Source organism: Bradyrhizobium sp. CCBAU 11357 (assembly GCF_028128865.1).
Lineage (GTDB): Bacteria > Pseudomonadota > Alphaproteobacteria > Rhizobiales > Xanthobacteraceae > Bradyrhizobium.
This window is the reverse complement of record NZ_LBJW01000093.1, coordinates 24,053-40,018: the sequence shown is the minus strand read 5'-3', so window position 1 is coordinate 40,018 and position 15,966 is coordinate 24,053. Positions and strand designations below refer to the sequence as shown.

The 15,966-nt window shown below is 64.7% G+C and carries 14 protein-coding genes; 5 read left to right on the top strand and 9 right to left on the bottom strand.

Going from position 1 to position 15,966, the window contains the following annotated elements:
- Nucleotides 1–29 precede the first annotated feature (29 nt).
- Nucleotides 30–1,064, top strand: a complete 1,035-nt coding sequence (locus XI05_RS13255; RefSeq protein WP_271502113.1) for an RNA polymerase subunit sigma-70 — start codon at nt 30–32, stop codon at nt 1,062–1,064.
- 46 nt (nt 1,065–1,110) lie between these two features.
- Here the strand turns inward: XI05_RS13255 and XI05_RS13250 are convergent, their stop codons facing one another.
- The 7 genes from XI05_RS13250 to petA all read right to left on the bottom strand — a co-directional run bounded on the left by XI05_RS13250 (nt 1,111) and on the right by petA (nt 9,019).
- Entirely contained in the window at nt 1,111–1,650 is a 540-nt protein-coding gene (locus XI05_RS13250) for an adenine phosphoribosyltransferase (RefSeq protein ID WP_271502110.1), read from the bottom strand.
- Nucleotides 1,651–1,767: 117 nt separating this feature from the next.
- Nucleotides 1,768–3,933, bottom strand: a complete 2,166-nt coding sequence (locus XI05_RS13245; protein ID WP_271502108.1) for an anthranilate synthase component I — start codon at nt 3,931–3,933, stop codon at nt 1,768–1,770.
- 249 nt (nt 3,934–4,182) lie between these two features.
- The gene (locus tag XI05_RS13240) at nt 4,183–4,884 is read right to left on the bottom strand and encodes a hypothetical protein (RefSeq protein WP_271502107.1); all 702 of its coding nucleotides are present in this window, start codon (nt 4,882–4,884) and stop codon (nt 4,183–4,185) included.
- On the bottom strand, nt 4,881–5,333 hold the full coding sequence (locus tag XI05_RS13235) for a DMP19 family protein (protein ID WP_271502106.1): 453 nt from the start codon (nt 5,331–5,333) through the stop codon (nt 4,881–4,883). The genes XI05_RS13240 and XI05_RS13235 overlap by 4 nt, the downstream gene beginning before the upstream one ends.
- A gap of 103 nt (nt 5,334–5,436) precedes the next feature.
- On the bottom strand, nt 5,437–6,111 hold the full coding sequence (locus XI05_RS13230; RefSeq protein WP_271502105.1) for a dienelactone hydrolase family protein: 675 nt from the start codon (nt 6,109–6,111) through the stop codon (nt 5,437–5,439).
- A 242-nt stretch (nt 6,112–6,353) separates the two neighbouring features.
- Nucleotides 6,354–8,426, bottom strand: coding sequence for a cytochrome b/c1 (gene fbcH, locus XI05_RS13225; protein WP_172785914.1), 2,073 nt, complete (start codon nt 8,424–8,426; stop codon nt 6,354–6,356).
- 62 nt (nt 8,427–8,488) lie between these two features.
- Nucleotides 8,489–9,019, bottom strand: a complete 531-nt coding sequence (gene petA / locus XI05_RS13220) for a ubiquinol-cytochrome c reductase iron-sulfur subunit (RefSeq protein ID WP_172785913.1) — start codon at nt 9,017–9,019, stop codon at nt 8,489–8,491.
- A 279-nt stretch (nt 9,020–9,298) separates the two neighbouring features.
- On the opposite strand from petA, the gene XI05_RS13215 reads away from it, so the two are divergent.
- The 4 genes from XI05_RS13215 (at nt 9,299) to XI05_RS13200 (ending at nt 12,170) form a co-directional block, all read left to right on the top strand.
- Nucleotides 9,299–9,757 carry a tRNA (cytidine(34)-2'-O)-methyltransferase gene (locus XI05_RS13215; RefSeq protein WP_172785912.1) on the top strand — a complete coding sequence of 153 codons (459 nt, stop codon included), beginning with the start codon at nt 9,299–9,301 and terminating at the stop codon, nt 9,755–9,757.
- Nucleotides 9,758–9,775: 18 nt separating this feature from the next.
- Nucleotides 9,776–10,408 carry a 7-carboxy-7-deazaguanine synthase gene (gene queE / locus XI05_RS13210; protein WP_271502104.1) on the top strand — a complete coding sequence of 211 codons (633 nt, stop codon included), beginning with the start codon at nt 9,776–9,778 and terminating at the stop codon, nt 10,406–10,408.
- A 134-nt stretch (nt 10,409–10,542) separates the two neighbouring features.
- The gene (hemF, locus tag XI05_RS13205) at nt 10,543–11,430 is read left to right on the top strand and encodes an oxygen-dependent coproporphyrinogen oxidase (protein WP_271502103.1); all 888 of its coding nucleotides are present in this window, start codon (nt 10,543–10,545) and stop codon (nt 11,428–11,430) included.
- Nucleotides 11,427–12,170, top strand: a complete 744-nt coding sequence (locus tag XI05_RS13200) for an HAD family hydrolase (protein WP_271502102.1) — start codon at nt 11,427–11,429, stop codon at nt 12,168–12,170. The genes hemF and XI05_RS13200 overlap by 4 nt, the downstream gene beginning before the upstream one ends.
- Nucleotides 12,171–12,442: 272 nt before the next feature.
- Here the strand turns inward: XI05_RS13200 and XI05_RS13195 are convergent, their stop codons facing one another.
- Nucleotides 12,443–12,814, bottom strand: a complete 372-nt coding sequence (locus XI05_RS13195) for a hypothetical protein (protein WP_271502100.1) — start codon at nt 12,812–12,814, stop codon at nt 12,443–12,445.
- Nucleotides 12,815–12,844: 30 nt separating this feature from the next.
- The gene (locus tag XI05_RS13190) at nt 12,845–15,964 is read right to left on the bottom strand and encodes an efflux RND transporter permease subunit (RefSeq protein ID WP_271502098.1); all 3,120 of its coding nucleotides are present in this window, start codon (nt 15,962–15,964) and stop codon (nt 12,845–12,847) included.
- Nucleotides 15,965–15,966: the final 2 nt, after the last annotated feature.

Sequence of the window (15,966 nt, the reverse complement as noted above, 5' to 3'; positions counted from 1 at the left end):
CAGATCGAATTCAGCACTGCAGGCCCGACATGACAGGCCCTCCTGGCCCTTTCGAGCCATTGGGCCAGCCAGGCCAGCCGTTCCTCGATCGACTGGCTTTCGAGCATTTCACGGCGGCCCACCGTCGCGAGATCAAGCTCCACTGCTACCGCATGATGGGCTCGCTGCATGAGGCGGACGACCTCGTACAGGAGACCTTTCTGCGAGCTTGGCGCGCGCGGTCGGAGTTCGACGGGCGAGGCTCGGTCCGCGGCTGGCTCTACACGATCGCCACCAACAGCTGCCTCAACGCTCTCAAGGCGAGGACCAGGGCGCATCGCTTTCTCCAGCAGCCCGGACGGCCTCCCTCGCAGGGGCCGGCCACGGGCGGGCCCGCAGCCGAGCTTGCCTGGCTGGACCCTTACCCGGATGCGGAGCTTCCCGCCGTCGCCGACGACACGCCCGGTCCGGAAGCACGATACGAGACCCGCGAAGCCGTGCAGCTCGCCTTCGTCGCGGCCATCCAGGATCTGCCGCCCAGGCAGCGGGCCGCGCTGCTGCTTTCCGACGTCCTGGGATGGTCGGCTGTCGAAACGGCGCGATTGTTGGGCGGCTCGACGGCCTCGATCAACAGCGCATTGCAGCGGGCTCGCGCAACGCTCGCGGCGCGATATCCCGAGGGACGTCCCCGCCGTCGATCGCAGACCAGCCGAGAGGAGGGACTGCTGCTCGAGCGCTACATGCAGACCTGGCAGGCCGCCAATCTCGACGGCTTCATAGAACTCTTGCGGGAGGACGCCACCTTTAGCATGCCGCCATGGCGGGAGTGGTATCAGGGGCGAGCGGCCATTCGGGCTTTCTTCGAGACCATCTGGACTAGGTTTGCCGGCTTCCGAGCGGTCGCCATCGGCGCCAACGGCCAGCCGGCTGTCGGTGTCTACGCGCGCACCCATCAAGATCCGGCATGGCGCGCCCATTCGCTGCATGTCATCGAGCCTATGGACGGCGGGATCGCCTCGCTGACGGTCTATCTGGGGCCGCTCGGGCCCGAGCTATTTCCGGCCTTCGGCTTGCCGCCGCCCTAGCCAGGTCTGCGCTTGCCGCGGGGTCTCGCCGCAGCGGCGAGCACGCTCAATGCCCCTCGAACGTCATCAGCGTGCGCACCGGGACGTCCATCGCACGCAGCTTGGCGGCGCCGCCGAGCTCGGGCAGGTCGATGATGAAGCAGGCGGCAACGACGTTGGCGCCGATCTGGCGCAGCAGCTTCACCGCGCCTTCCGCGGTGCCGCCGGTGGCGATGAGGTCGTCGACCAGGATGCCGCGCTCGCCGGGCTGAATCGCGTCGACATGCATCTCCATCTCGTCGATGCCGTATTCGAGCGAGTAGGCAATGCGCACCGTGGCGTGCGGCAGCTTGCCCTTCTTGCGGATCGGCACGAAGCCGGCCGAGAGCTGGTGCGCGACGGCGCCGCCGATGATGAAGCCGCGCGCCTCCATGCCGGCGACCTTGTCGATCTTGTTGCCGGCCCAGGGATTGACGAGCTCGTCCACCGCGCGGCGGAATGCGCGCGCGTCCGCGAGCAGGGTGGTGATGTCGCGGAACATGATCCCCGGCTTGGGATAGTCGGGAATGGTGCGGACGCTCGCCTTCAGATCGTGGTCAAAGGTCATGGTTATCTCGCTCTGGCTTTTCCACCGTCATTGCGAGCAAAGCGAAGCAATCCAGTTCTTCCGCGGCAGCAGTCTGGATTGCTTCGTCGCTTCGCTCCTCGCAATGACGGCCCTTACTCAACTCGCCCCAGCACCCAGCCGGAACGCATTCTCAACGATACGTAGTCCCACCTCGCCGCCGAGCGACATCAGCGATTCCGGGTGGAATTGCACGCCTGCGACCGGCAGGGTCTTGTGCTCCAGCGCCATGGCAACGCCGTCCTCGGTGCTGGCGGTGACATCAAGCACCTCCGGGATGCTGTCGCGCTCGACGAAGAGCGAGTGATAGCGGCCGATGACGATCTCGTTCGGCAGGTTGCGCATCAGGCGGCCGCCGCGCACCTGCACCCGTGAGGGCCGGCCGTGCGCGGGATGGGTGAGCTGGCCGAGCTCGCCGCCGAAATATTCGCCGATCGCCTGCACGCCGAGGCAGACGCCGAACACCGGCAGCTTCTTCTCCAGCGCAGCATCAATCGTCTTCTTGATCCCGAAATCCTCAGGGCGCCCGGGGCCAGGCGACAGCACCAGCAAGTCCCACCTCTTCTGCTTGAGCATGTCGAGCGCATGCACATAGCGGACCACGGTGACGCTGGCACCGACCTGGCGGAAATAATCGGCGAGCATGTGCACGAAGCTGTCGTCGTGGTCGATCAGCAGCACCTGCTTGCCCGAGCCGGTGGCATCAGGCGCGAAGGTCGAGAGCGGTTTTGGCGGATCGCCGCGCAGCGCCTGGAACAGCGCGGCCGCCTTGACCTGGCACTCGCGGTCTTCTGCGGCGGGGTCTGAATCGAACAAACAAGTGGCGCCGACGCGCACTTCGGCGAGGCCTTCCTTCATGCGGATGGTGCGGATGGTGAGGCCGGTGTTGATGCTGCCGTCGAAATTCACCGCGCCGATCGCACCGGCATACCAGCGCCGCGGCGAGCGCTCGTGATCCTCGACGAATTGCATCGCCCAGAGTTTTGGCGCACCCGTGACGGTGACCGCCCAGGCATGGGTGAGGAAGGCATCGAGCGCGTCGAACCCGGGACGCAGCATGCCCTCGACATGGTCGACGGTATGGAACAGTTTTGAGTACGTCTCGATCTGGCGACGTGCCAGCACCTTGATGGTGCCGGGCACGCAGACGCGCGCTTTGTCGTTGCGGTCGACGTCGGTGCACATGTTGAGCTCGAACTCGTCCTTCTCCGAGTTCAGGAGCTGGCGGATCTGCTCGGCGTCGCCGATCGCATCAAGGCCGCGCGCAATCGTGCCCGAGATCGGGCAGGTCTCGACGCGGCGGCCATCCGAGCGCACGAACATTTCCGGCGAAGCCGAGACGAGAAACTCGCCCTCGCCGAGATTCATCAGCGCACCATAGGGCGACGGGTTGATGACGCAGAGCCGCTGGAATACTTCGGCCGGCGAGCGGTCGCAGGGCTCGGCGAACAGCTGGCCCGGCACCGCCTCGAACAGATCGCCGCGGGCGAAGGCGGCGCGCGCCGTCTCGACGGTGGCCTGATATTCACCGGGCGCGTGATCGGCAAAGCCCTGGCGCGGCGTCTTCAGGTATGGGCTGTCGGCGGTCTCGCGCGGCAACCCCTCCGTCGATTTCCCCTTCCAGGCAAAATCGTAAGTGAGCACCACGCCGCGGCCGGTAGCGCGGTCATAGGCGAGCAGACGATCAGGCACGTAGAGCACGATGTCGCGCTGGTCGGCCTCGCGCGGGCGCTTCTGCACGAGGTCCTCGATCTGGAACACGAGGTCGTAGGCGAAGGCGCCGAACAGGCCGAGCAGGCCGTCATCGCCAGCGGAGAAGGCAGCGACGAGATCGCGCACCAGCGACATCACGCTGGCGCGCCGCGTGCGCTGGTCCTCCTCGACCGGGGCATCGCCGCGGATGATGTGGCCGGCAAGCCGCGTCGCGCTCTTCTCGGAGATGACGACGCAGGGTTCGCGCAGGACGTCGCCGAGGAAGGCGATCAGCACCTCTCCGCGTGCGTTCAGCGCTTCCAGCTTGAAATCGACGCCTGATGTCTCGAGCTCGAGCGGCGGATCGGAGAAGCCGAGGTCGAAGCTCTCGTAGCGGCCGGGCACGGTCGTGCCCGAGGACAGCACCACGCCGCGGCGGCGGTCGAGCAGGCTGACGAGGTCGTCGAGCCGGCTGGCGCCGCCGGTGAATTGCTCGGCCACGCGCGTGATCGCAAGACCCGCGCGGGTCAAATAGTCGCTTCGAGCCGGGAGGGCAAAGACTGTCCTGTTCATGTCGTCCTCTTACGAAACTTGCCGAGGGAACGCCACACAGGACAAACGATCAGGCCGCCGCACTGCGTGGCGACCTCTAGCGATTTTGGGGAAAGAAATCGCACCGGCCACCTCGTCAGGAGGTGCGCCACCAAAGACGGGCTGGGCGGGCTGCGGTGCTCATGGGGCGGATACTCACCATGGCCCGGGGGCGGCGTCAAGGGCGGCCCGGCGGCCCCGATCACCCAAATGGCGACGGCCCGGTTGCGCTTAGGCCGGGATCTGCAGACTGTCCTGCCCCGCGGCCGCGTCCGCGGCATGATGCTCGATTTCGGCTCGTGTTACCGTGAGCAGGAGTTCACCGTCGGATCCGATGACGTTGCCACGGTCCGCCAAGGTTTCAACCAAAACACCGGTCCTTCCTGTAACCGCACACCATGTGGCACGATCGTCGCTCACGCGCAGCGCCGTGATCATCGCGGCCGGATCCAGATTCAACTTTCGCAACAGCAGATCGATCGCTTCGGCAGCCAGGTTTTGCTGGGCAACTCTCGCGAAGTTCGCGATTGTGTCTGCTCCCACAACCGATAGCCGCGCGCCCACTATCGGACTAACTGCGGCCACTTCATATAGTCGTCCACCCGCTTCTTCAACGACGCATAGCCGCGAGCCCTTGTCGGTTTTGACGCCGAATGCCTTGCATTCCTCCCCCTCCACATCAATGTCGAATCCTGAGAGAACCATGACCTTGAGCTCCGGATCAGGCGTCGTGGCCCCGCATGCCGCGGCAACGGTAATCTGCACGCTGTCGATCATCTGGAAACGGATTCCATGAACGCTTCGCCAAATCCGGCGCTGCGACAAATATGGATTCATTTGCGCAACCCGCTCGATTTCGGAAGCGTATTGCTCCTTCGCCACAGGGTTAAGCTCGGGCCAGCCTGCAATCCATTGCGCCGCGAGTCGTGTCATTGGCTGCTGTCGTTCCGCCTCATAGAAGCGATTATCAAGCGCCTTGAGAGCCGCGGGCGATTCTCGATTATGTTCTGCAGTGCGGCTTCGCCGGGGTGTGCCTCCACCCAGGCGATCATCTCTTGCAAGATCTGATGTTGGGCGCTCGCGCCCATGGCCTTCAGTCCAGCGAGCGCATCACCGGATGTCGTGGGCAGCATCTTGATGCCCGTATTCCTGATGAATTGACTGTGACCGCCGTTGTAGACCTGAGCGAGATAATAGTCCGCATGATACGCCTGCATGGCCACCGCGGGCAATTCACGTCCCGAATAGACGCCGACGCGTTGGATTTCGTTGACGAATTCGACCACCGCGCCGGTCAGATACTCGGCGTTCTTGGAATCCCGAGCCGCATCTAGTGCATCGCGCTTCACGACAACCGTTGCCAGCCGGCCACCTTCAATCATCGTGCACCTCCGCTCCTTATGCGAAACGGCATGCAGCTACACGCTGCGATTGCACAAAGCAATCGCAATCGTGACGCAGCGGGGCGGCGTTGGGTCGGTGCCCCTACCCCAGATGCTTCCTGAAAAACTCCGTCGCCCGGCCCCAGGCGAGCTCGGCGGCTTCGCGGTCGTGCACGGCCTGGCGCTGCTCGTTGACGAAGGCGTGCTCGGCGTCATAGCGGAACAGCTCCAGCAACTTGCCGGCGGCCTTCATGGCCTTCTCAAAACCATTGACCAGCTCCGGCGTGCACCAATCGTCCTTGTTGGCGAAATGGGCCTGGAGCGGGATCTTGACGTCGGCGGGCTTGGCGGCCTGCTCGGGCGGGATGCCGTAGAACACGACGCCGGCCGCGAGCTCCGGGATCTTGGTCGCGCCGATGATGGTCACGGCGCCGCCGAGGCAGAAGCCGGTCAGCCCGACCTTGGCGCCGTTGCGCGACAGATATTGCGCGGCGCCGCGCACGGTCTGCGTGGTGGCGTCCATGAAGTCGAGCGAGTTCATCTCCTTGTTGGCGCTGTCCGTGTCGTGATACGGCACCACCTTGCCCTTGTAGAGATCGGGCGCCAGCGCGTCGAAGCCGGCCAGCGCGAAGCGGTCGCACAGCCCCTTGATCTGGTCGGACAGGCCCCACCATTCCTGGATCACGACCACGCCCGGCGCATTGCCGCGCGCGGCGTTGGCGAGATAGCCCGAGGCGTCCTTGCCGTCCGGGCGCTTGAAGGCGATGCTGGTTCCCATGGTGTCCTCCGGTGAGTTTCTGGGGGATCGGTTGGGGGTATTTTGGCGGGTGCGGGGGTGTGACGCAATCCACACTCTCGTCATTCCGGGGCGCGCGATAGCGCGAGCCCGGAATCCATTGGGCCGCGGAGCTGGTGGATGAATGGATTCCGGGTTCGATGCTACGCATCGCCCCGGAATGACGGCTCAACAAAAAAGCCCCCTTGCGGGGGCTTCTTCATTCTCGTTTCGCGCCAAGCCGCTCAGTGCGAGTCGGCCCAGACCTTCTTCTTGGTGAAGTACATCAGGCCCGCGAAGATGATCAGGAACACGAAGACCTGGAAGCCGAGGCGCTTGCGCGCTTCCATGTGCGGCTCGGCGGTCCACATCAGGAAGGTGGTGACGTCCTTGGCGTACTGCGCGACCGTGGTCGGCGCGCCGTCGTCAAAGGTCACCTGGCCGTCGCTGAGCGGCTTCGGCATCTTGATGGCGTGGCCGGGGAAGTACTTGTTGTAGTACGAGCCCTCCGGGATGGTGACGCCCTCCGGCACCTTCTCCTCATAGCCCTGGAGCACCGCGGCGACATAGTCGGGCCCCTGCTCCTGGTACTGGGTGAAGACGTCGAAGATGAACCAGGGGAAGCCGCGCTTATAGGAGCGCGCCTTGGTAATCAGGGACAGGTCGGGCGGCGCCGCGCCGCCGTTCGCCGCACGCGCGGCCTGCTCGTTCGGGAACGGCGAGGGGAAATAGTCCGCCGGCCGGCCCGGCCGCTCGAACATGTCGCCGGCATCGTTCGGACCGTCCTTGACCTTGTACTCGGAGGCGAAGGCCGCCGCCTGCGCCACGGAATAGCTCGGCCCGCCGGGCTCGGCGAGGTTGCGGAAGGCGATGTAGGACAGGCCGTGGCAGCTGGCGCAGACCTCCTTGTAGACCTTCAGGCCGCGCTGCAGCGCGCCGCGATCGAACTTACCGAAAGGGCCCGAGAACGACCATTTGTTGCCGGGGGGCGTGTCGCTGCCTTCGGACGCCTTCGCACTGTCGATCGAGCCCGCGAACAGCGAACCGGCGAGCGCCAGCACGATCGCGGTCGAGACCATCGGCGTCGATCGGCTGCCGGTCTTGGCCAGCACGGCATCCGAGATCGAGTTCGGCACCGGCCGCGGCTTCTCGATGCGCGAGAGCAGCGGCAGCACGATCAGGAAGTAGGCGAAGTAGCAGACCGTCAGAACGCGGCCGGCGACCACGTAGATGCCCTCCGGCGGTTGCGCACCGAGATAGCCGAGCAGAATGCAGACCACGACGAAGATCCAGAAGAACTGCTTGGCGAGCGGACGGTACTTCGACGACTTCGTCTTGGCGGCATCGAGCCAGGGCAGGAAGCACAGGATGATGATCGCTCCGAACATCGCGATGACGCCCGCGAGCTTGTTCGGGATCGAGCGCAGGATCGCGTAGAACGGCAGGTAATACCATTCCGGCACGATGTGCGGCGGCGTCACGCCCGGGTTCGCCGGAATGTAGTTGTCGGCGTCGCCGAGATAGTTCGGCATGTAGAAGATGAACCAGGCGTACAGCAGCATGAAGCAGGTGACGCCGAACATGTCCTTGATGGTGGCATGCGGCGTGAACGGCACCGTGTCCTTTTCCGTCTTCGGCTCGACGCCATCAGGGTTGTTCTGGCCGGCCACGTGCAGCGCCCAGACGTGCAGCACGACGACGCCCGCGATCACGAACGGCAAGAGATAGTGCAGCGAGAAGAAGCGGTTCAGCGTCGGGTTGCCGACCGCATAGCCGCCCCACAGCAGCGTCACGATGCTCTCGCCGACATAGGGAATGGCGGAGAACAGGTTGGTGATGACGGTAGCGCCCCAGAAGCTCATCTGGCCCCACGGCAGCACGTAGCCCATGAAGCCGGTCGCCATCATCAGGAGGTAGATGATGACGCCGAGGATCCACAGCACCTCGCGCGGCTCCTTGTACGACCCGTAGTACAGGCCGCGGAACATGTGGACGTAGACGGCGACGAAGAACATCGAGGCGCCGACCGCGTGCATGTTGCGCAGCAGCCAGCCGTAGTTCACGTCACGGACGATCAGCTCGACCGACTTGAAGGCGAGATCGGCGTTCGGCGTGTAGTGCATCGCCAGGATCACGCCGGTCAGGATCTGCATCCCGAGCATGAAGGAGAGGATGGCGCCGAAGGTCCACCAATAGTTCAGGTTGCGCGGGGTGGGATAGGCGACGAAGGAGGAGTGGATGAGACCAAAGATCGGCAGACGCCGCTCGATCCATTGCAGGGCCGGATTGCTCGGCTGGTAGTCGGATGGTCCGCTCATGATGCGATCCTGAGGAAATAGTACGACGAGACGGCGCGAAGCTTCGGACGAAGATCCGAAGCTCAGCCGATCTGGATTTTGGTGTCGGAAACGAACTGGTACGGCGGCACCGGCAGATTCGAGGGCGCAGGCCCCTGGCGGATGCGGCCGGACGAATCGTACTGCGAACCATGGCAGGGGCAGAAGAACCCGTCGTAGCTGCCTTCATGAGCGATCGGGATACAGCCGAGATGGGTGCAGATGCCGATCACGACCAGCCACTGCTCGTGACCAGACTTGACGCGGGCCTCGTCGGACTGCGGATCGGGCAGGCTCGCCACGTTGACGGCGCGCGCTTCGTCGATCTGCTTCTTGGTGCGGTGGCTGATGTAGATCGGCTTGCCGCGCCAGAACACCTTGATGTCCTGGCCTTCCGCGATCGGGCTGAGATCGACCTCGATCGGCGCACCGGCGGCGATGGTCGAGGCATCCGGATTCATTTGGGAGATGAAGGGCCAGAGCGCGGCCGCGCCCCCTACTGCTGCAGCTGCCCCCGTTGCAACGAATAAGAAATCACGGCGTGTCGGATGGTCCGCCGAAGACGCTGTCGTCACGATTCCAACCCTTTCTTCTTATGCGACCGGTGGAACCGCTCCAGGAGGCGCCCACGAGCTCCCCGGAAAGGCTGCCGGCGCCCGCGGCCCCCCGCGGCGGCAGAACTTGGCTTGTTCACCTCTAAACGGGTGAAACAGCAGTCCAGAATCGTTCTATTGGCACCCTTGCCGGGCGAGCGCAAGCCCGCTAACGGCGTGGGAGCGTGCAATGCACGAATTCCCGGGCGGGCGATGTTTTATTGAGACATTTTGCGCCCGCAAGCCAACTCGCCGCCGCCCATGCAGATCGCGCTTTTCCAGCCTGACATCCCCCAGAACACCGGCACGATTCTTCGCCTCTGTGCCTGCTTGGGGCTCGATGCCCATATCATCGAACCCGCGGGCTTCCCCGTGTCCGACCGTCTGTTCCGCCGGGCGGGAATGGACTACCTCGACCATGTCAGGCTGACCCGCCACGTCTCCTGGGCGACATTCGAGGACTGGCGCGCAGGTCAGGGCCAGCGGCTGCTGCTGTTCACCACCAAGGCTGCCACCGATTACCGCGATTTTCATTACCAGAGCTCGGACATCCTGCTATTCGGGCGCGAGAGCGCCGGCGTCACCGACGCGGTCGTCGAGGCCGCCGATGCGCGCCTGGTGATCCCGATCAACGCGGGGCTGCGGTCGCTCAATGTGGCCATGAGCGTGGCCATGGCCGCCGGCGAGGCGCTGCGGCAGACCCGGAACCCGCAAGTTTGAAAGATTGAGGAGAGAGGCTTGAGTTACGCGGTCAAGGAAATCTTCCTGACCCTGCAAGGCGAAGGCGCCCACGCCGGGCGCGCGTCGGTGTTCTGCCGCTTTGCCGGCTGCAACCTCTGGAGCGGCCGCGAGGCCGATCGCGGGGATGCGACCTGCAAATTCTGCGACACCGATTTCGTCGGCACCGACGGCACGCTCGGCGGCCGCTACGGCTCGGCCGCGGAACTCGCCGACACCATCGCCGCGCAATGGACAGCGGCTGCCGCCAACCGCTACGTGGTGCTGACCGGCGGCGAGCCGCTGCTCCAGGTCGACGCTGCGCTGATCGACGCGCTGCACGAACGAGACTTCGAGATCGGCGTGGAGACCAACGGCACGATCGCAGCTCCTGATGGGCTCGACTGGATCTGTGTCAGCCCCAAGGGCGGCAGCGAGCTTGTGCTGCGGCGCGGCCACGAACTGAAGCTGGTCTATCCCCAGGCGTTGGCGATGCCCGACGCATTCGAGGATCTCGCCTTCGAACGCTTCTCGCTGCAGCCGATGGACGGGCCAGAAGTCATCGAGAACACCGCGCGCGCGATCGACTATTGCCTGCACCATCCGCAATGGCGGCTCAGCGTGCAGACCCACAAATCGCTCGGCATCAGATAGGAACAGATTTTGTAGGGTGGGCAAAGCGGAGCGTGCCCACGATTCAAGATGACGGTAAGAGACGTGGGCACGGCGCAAGGGCGCCTTTGCCCACCCTACGGCACACTCCACGTGGTAAGCGACCGGGAATGCAGATGGACGACACGACGATCGAAGACCGCAAGGCCCGCGCCCGCGGCTGGTTCGAAGCCCTGCGCGACGACATCTGCGCGAGCTTCGAGCGGCTCGAGGACGACGCACCGCAAAGCCTCCATCCGGGCGAAGCCGGCCGCTTCAAGCGCACGCCCTGGCAGCGCACCGACCACTCTGGCGCGGCCGGCGGCGGCGGCGTGATGTCGATGATGCACGGCCGGCTGTTCGAGAAGGTCGGCGTGCATTGCTCGACGGTGCACGGCGAGTTCGCACCCGAATTCCGGGCCCAGATCCCCGGCGCTGCGGAGGATCCAAAATTCTGGGCTTCCGGCATCTCGCTGATCGCGCACATGCGCAATCCGAACGTCCCCGCCGTGCACATGAACACGCGCTTCGTCGTCACCACGAAGGCCTGGTTCGGCGGCGGCGCCGACCTGACCCCGGTGCTGGAGCGAAGGCGGACGCAGGACGATCCCGACAGCATCGCCTTCCACGCCGCGATGAGAGAGGCCTGCACGCAGCCGAGCGGCGTTGCCGACTACGACAAGTACAAGAAGTGGTGCGACGAGTATTTCTACCTGCCGCACCGCAAAGAGGCGCGCGGCATCGGCGGCATCTTCTACGACTGGCACGACAGCGGCGACTGGGACGCCGACCTCGCCTTCACCCAGGACGTCGGCCGCGCCTTCCTGAAGGTCTATCCCGAGATCGTGCGGCGCAACTTCGCAAGCGCCTGGACGGCTGCGGACCGCGAGGAGCAACTGATCCGCCGCGGCCGCTATGTCGAGTTCAACCTGCTCTACGACCGCGGCACCATCTTCGGACTGAAGACCGGCGGCAATGTGGACTCGATCCTGTCGTCGCTGCCGCCGGAGGTGAAGTGGCCATGAACGCCGTGCTGCCGCCGCTGCCCCGCGCCATGCTGATCGACATGGACGACACCATCCTGTCGGCCTATGGCCGGCCCGAGATCGCCTGGAACACGATCACCGCCGAATTCGCCGAAGAACTCGCCCCGCTGCCGCCGCCGATGGTCGCAACCGCGGTGCTGGCATTCGCGCGAAACTTCTGGGCCAATGCGGAAGCAGCGTGGCGGATGAAGCTCGCCGAGGCGCGGCACCTGACGGTGAAGGGCGGCTTCGCCGCGCTCGCGGCCGCAGGCCACCGCGCCCTGCCCGACGACCTCGCCATTCGCCTCGCCGACCGCTTCACCGCCTACCGCGAGGAGGAGATGTTCATCTTTCCCGGCGCGCACGAGGCGATCGACCAGTTCAAGGCGCTCGGCATCAAGCTCGCGCTGGTCACCAACGGCGCCGCCGACATGCAGCGCGCCAAGGTCGAGCGCTTCGAGCTGGCGCATCGCTTCGACCACATCCAGATCGAAGGCGAGCACGGCTTCGGCAAGCCCGAGGAGCGCGCCTATCTGCACGCGATGCAGGCGCTCGGCGTCACCGCCGGAGATACCTGGATGATCGGCGACAATCTGGAATGGGAGGTCGTGACGCCGCAGCGCCTCGGCATCTATGCGATCTGGATGGACGTGCATGGCGAGGGCCTGCCGGAGGGCTCGACGGTCAAGCCCGACCGCATCATCCGCTCGCTCGGTGAGCTGCTGCCCGACCGGGCATGATCGAGGGCCCAAAACAAGAACTGCGAAAACAACCCCATGCACAGTAGCCGGCTGCTGCAAAATCAAGGGCTTACGGATTTTACGAAATCTGTTTGATCCGTCGGGCAAAACAGGGGCATAATGTCATCGTTGCGATCTCCGGCGGTGCGCTTGTAAGCGGCCTTCGACCGCTCACGGTTTCCGCGGGCAGAGGCGGAGGCGCCGCTCTGCCTCTCGATGGGCATGGCAGACGATCCGTTCCGCCGCCGCCCGGCTCGCCCTTCACACGCCCATCATTGCGCAGCGTATCTCGCGGTCAGCGAATGACCGTGCAAGCTGCCGGAGAACACCACGATCGCCTTTGGCGACAACTCGGCCTGCAGCTTTCCCGTCATCATGTTGGGATTGGCCGGCGCAAGCGAAACGGTGACCGTCTTGCCGCCATCCTGAATCGTTGCGCGTCCGCGCATATCCTTCGTCGAAAGCGGCGATCCATCGTCGTCGCCGACGTAAAAGACGATGTCCGTCCCCTTGCTGACGAATTCGATCGGATGCCCTTGCGATTTGACGACGGGGCCGCCGTTGCTGCCCTTGGTCTGCGCCGCGGCAACATCCAGCGTCGCGACCATCACAGCGGTCATGGCGAGGCCGATATATGTTCTCATTGCAGGCTCCTCTTTGGTTTTCCGCGCGCATCAATAGGCTTCCGCGGGGGTGAACGTTGCAGCGTGTCCGGCCACCAGCCGCTGCAGCGGCTGCTTGCCGAACATCAGAAACAGAATCGGGGTCACGATTGTGTCGAGGACCGTGGCGCTGAGCAGGCCGCCGAAGATCGTCGCGGCCACGGGGTGCAGGATTTCCCGGCCCGGCTCGTCCGCGCCGATCAAGAGCGGCGTGAGCGCCAATCCGGCGCAAAGCGCCGTCATCAGAACCGGACTGAGGCGCTCCATGCTGCCTCGAATGACCAGCCCGGCCCCCAAACGCTCGCCTTCGTGGATGGCGAGATTGATGTAGTGCGAGATCTTCAAGATCCCGTTGCGCGCCGAGATGCCGGCCAGGGTGATGAAGCCGATCATCGAGGCCACCGACAAGGGCTGCCCGGAGATCTCTAGCGCGGCGACGCTGCCGATCAGGGCGAGCGGAATACCTCCCATGATGATCAGCGCCAGTGCGATCGACCGGTAGCGGCTGTAGAGGACGACGAAGATCATCGCCAGCGACGCCAGCGACAGAATGCCGATGCGCCAGGACGCCTCCTGCTGGGCCTGGAACGCGCCTTCGAGGCTGGTCGTGTAGCCTGGCGGAAAATCGAGCTCGCTAACCGACTTTTGTATGTCGGCAGCGATATCGGCGATGTCGCGGCGTCCGTCCCCGTTGCCGTAGACGACGATCCTGCGCTGGGTCCCCTCACGCTGAATCTGGTTCGGCCCGTCTGTCTCGACGATGTCGGCCAAAGCACTCAGCGGGACGAACTCCGAGCCGGTCGGGATGAGCAAATTGTGCAGTCCCGTTGTCGAACGGTCTTGCTCCGACAGGCGCATCACGACATCGAAACGGCGATTGCCGTCGACGATCTGGGAGACCTTCCGGCCATTGGACAGCGCGTCGAGTGCCTGGGTGACCGCAGCCGGCGTCAGGCCGTGAAGAGCGGCGCGGGCATGATCGATTTGAACCCGCACTTGCGGAATCAGCACCTGCTTCTCGACCTGGAGATCGACCAGACCCGGGATCGTCGACAGACGCTGGCGCACCGTTTCGGACAGCCGCCGCAACATCTCGATATCCTGCCCGAAGATCTTGAGCACGATCTGGGCACGAATACCCGACTGGAGATGATCGAGGCGATGGCTGATCGGCTGTCCGATGGCCACCGACGCCGGCAGCGCGGACAGCGCTTCCCGGATGCTCGCATAGATGTCCGCCTTCAGGCGCTTGGACGGTGTGAGATCGACATCGATCTCGCTGAAGTGCACACCTTCGGCGTGCTCATCGAGCTCGGCACGGCCGGTGCGGCGCCCGACCGACTTCACCTCGGGCACCTTTGCGAGCAACTGCTCCGCCAATAGGCCAAGACGGTTCGATTCCGCGAGCGAAATGCCTGGATTGTACTGCAGCGACAGGACCAGCGTCCCCTCGTTGAAGGGAGGAAGAAAGCTGCGCGGCATCTGGCTCGCCGCATAGCCCGCCACCGCGACCGCAGCGGCGACGAAGACCAGCACCAGGCCCTGCCGCTCGAAGGCCCAGCCGAGCACCCGCCGATTGGCCTGCTTCAGCTTGGTGACGACAAAGCTCTCGCGGTCACCTGAATGAGCTCGTCCCGAAAGCAGATAGTAGGACAGCACCGGCGTCACCGTGATCGAGGTCAAGAGCGAAGCGAGGATCGAGACCACATAGGCCACGCCAAGCGGCGTGAACAGCCGCCCTTCGATTCCCGGAAGGGCGAACAGCGGCACGAAGACGAGAACGATGATCATCGTTGCATAGACGATACTGGAACGAACCTCCTGGCTCGCGCCGGAGATCACGTCGAGGACAGGACGCGGCGTGCCCGACGCAGCGTTCTCGCGCAAGCGCCGCAGGATGTTTTCGACGTCCACCACGGCATCGTCGACCAGCTCGCCGATCGCGATGGCAAGGCCGCCCAGCGTCATGGTGTTGATCGTGAGGCCGAAGGCGCGAAACACCAGGACCGTCACCAGGATCGATATTGGAATGGCGGTCAGCGAAACGAACGCGGCGCGACCGTTCATCAGGAAGACGAACAGGACCATTGCGACGACGATTGCGGCCTCGGCGAGGACGCGCTCGACATTGCCGATCGACGTCTCGATGAAGGTGGCCTGCCGGAACTGCACGTTGGTGACGTTGATCCCGCCGCGCATGGTGCGTTGCAGGTCCTTCAGCGTGGACTCGACATTGCGCGTCAACGCCACAGTATCCGCAGCCGGCTGCTTCATGACGCTGACGATGACGGCGGGCTTGCCGTTATATCCGGCGTCACCGCGCTTGGTCCGCGCGGCAAAGTCCACCGAGGCAACCTGTTTCAGCAGGATCGGCTGCTCTCCGCGGGTGATGACGACGGTGTTGCGGAGGTCCTCGATACGCCTGGTGAGACCGACATTGCGGATCAGATATTCGCGGCCATGCTGGTCGACGAAGCCGCCGCCGCTATTGGTGCCGAACCTTGCGACCGCCTGCTCGATCTGATCGTGGGTGACGCCGAGCGCCTGCATGGTGGCGACGTTCGGCGTCACGCGGTATTGGCGGACCTCGCCGCCGATGGGTATCACCTGGGCGACGCCGGGAATGGCGAGGAGTTGCGGCCGGACGACGAAGTCAGCGATCCCGCGCACATCCATGGGTGAAGCCGTGTCATCGCTCGTCAGCGCGATCAGCATGATCTCGCCCATGATCGAGGTCACCGGGCCCATCTGGGGATTGGCCGAAGCCGGCAATTGCTCGCGGATCAGCGCCAGCCGCTCCGAGACGAATTGCCGGGCGCGGTAGATTTCGACGCCCCAGTCGAACTCGACATAGACGACCGAGAGACCAACGCCCGAGACCGAGCGCACGCGGATGACACCGGGCATGCCGTTCATCGACGTCTCGATCGGGAACGTCACCAGCTGCTCGACCTCCTGGGGCGCCAATCCCTCTGCCTCGGTCAAGATGTTGACGGTCGGACGGTTGATGTCCGGCAGGACGTCGACCGAAACGCTCGGCAGGACGAACAGGCCGTAGCCGACCAGAACGGCGGCGACCGCCAGCACGAACAGGCGATTGCGCAAGCTTGTCTGGACAATGAGCTTGAACATGG